Genomic DNA, 1,581 nt, shown 5'->3' on the forward strand with positions numbered 1-1,581 from the left:
GTTCCGCCCACCGCGCCCCGGCCAGGCTCCCGGTGCGCGGTGTCGCGCGCCGGGACCCGCGCGATCAGGCGGGACGGGTGATCACGCGAAGCCGGGGCCGCCGGGGCCGGGGTCGCCGGGGCGGCAGCGCAGGCACGGCCGGTACCCCGCGGCCAGCGCGGCGGACAGGTCCCCGAACCCGCGCCGGTGCGCGGGCGTGATCCGCCGCGCGTCGCCGCACGTCGGGTAGCACACGATCCCGGTGGTGTCGCTGCCGACCAGCCGCACCCCGCGCCGCGCCAGCTCGGCGACCCCGTCGACGTCGACGTCCTCGCCGCGCAGCAGCCGCTCCTTGGCCTCCGCGCCGAACACGTACTCGCCCAGCGTCCCGTCCGAGCGGGTCACCCGGTGGCACGGGATCAGCAGCGGGACCGGGTTGCGGCCCAGCGCCGACCCCACCGCGCGGACCGCCCGCGGCCGCCCCGCCATCCGCGCCACCCACGCGTACGGCCGGACCTGCCCCCGCGGGATCCGCGCGGCGGCGCGCAGCACCGCCGCCTCGAACTCGCCGAGGCCGCGCAGGTCCAGCCGCAGGCCCCCCGGGCGGCCGGTGCGCAGCGCCGGCACCAGCCCGGCGGGCGGCGCCGCGGCCGGCAGCAGCGGCCGCGCGAACCGGGCGCGGAACGCGGCGGCGAACTCCGCCTCGTCCATCCCGGCGCGCAGGTAGGCGACACCGTGGTCGGTGAACGCGACCTGCACATCGGCGTGCGGGCCCGGCAGCGGCCCGGGGACGTGGACGCGGCGCGCGGCGACGCGGTCCAGCAGCCCCGCGGGCGCGTCGGCGCCCAGCCCCGCCAGCTCCGCGGCGAGCCCGTCCGCCGGGTCACCGCCCGGCGGCCCCGCGGCCCCGCGCTCGTCCGTGGTCATCGGACGCCCCCTTTCTGCTCCTCGCCCGGCCGCCCGGCGCCGCGCAGCACGCGCAGCCGCGCCAGGCCCCGGGAGATGTGCGACTTGACGGTGCCCTCCGGCATCCCGAGCACCGCGGCGATCTCCGCGACGGGCAGGTCGGTGACGTGCCGCAGCACCACCGCGGCGCGCTGGTCGTGCGGCAGCCGCGCCAGCAGCGCGGCCAGCTCCCGGCCCGTCTCGCGGCGCGCGGCGGCGTCCTCCACGCCCTCGCCCGGGTCCGGCGGATCGGGCGCCTCCTCGATCGGGCCCGCCTGCGGCCGCCGCGACGCCGACCGCAGGCTGTTGCGCCACACGTTCGCCAGGATCGTCAGCAGCCACGCCCGCGGCCGCAGCGCCGCGATCCGCTCCGGCCCGTACCCGCACAGCGCCCGGTAGGCGCGCAGGAACGCCTCCGCCGACAGGTCCTCGGCCTCGGCCCACCGCCCGCACAGCCGCAGCGCGGTCGAGAACACCGCGCCCCGGTACACCTCGTACAGCACCGCGAACCCGGCGTCCAGGTCGTCCGACAGCGCCGCGACGACCCGCGCGCCCGCCGTGTCGGCGGCGCCGCCCGCGTGGGAGGTGGGTACCTCGTCCGTAACCGTCACATCCGCTCAACACCGCCGCGCCCCGGCCGGTTGCACCGGCCGCCCC

2 protein-coding genes are annotated in these 1,581 nt (G+C 80.3%); both read right to left on the reverse strand.

Annotated features, from left to right (window positions below):
* Positions 1–81: 81 nt before the first annotated feature.
* Positions 82–906, reverse strand: coding sequence for a methylated-DNA--[protein]-cysteine S-methyltransferase (locus tag E1266_RS37180; protein WP_132055262.1), 825 nt, complete (start codon positions 904–906; stop codon positions 82–84).
* Positions 903–1,535: an RNA polymerase sigma factor gene (locus E1266_RS37185; RefSeq protein WP_132055264.1), complete on the reverse strand. Its 633-nt coding sequence runs from the start codon at positions 1,533–1,535 to the stop codon at positions 903–905. The genes E1266_RS37180 and E1266_RS37185 overlap by 4 nt, the downstream gene beginning before the upstream one ends.
* Between the last annotated feature and the right edge of the window lie 46 nt (positions 1,536–1,581).

The organism is Actinomadura sp. 7K534 (assembly GCF_004348575.1).
In the GTDB taxonomy this organism is placed as follows: Bacteria; Actinomycetota; Actinomycetes; order Streptosporangiales; family Streptosporangiaceae; genus Spirillospora; species Spirillospora livida.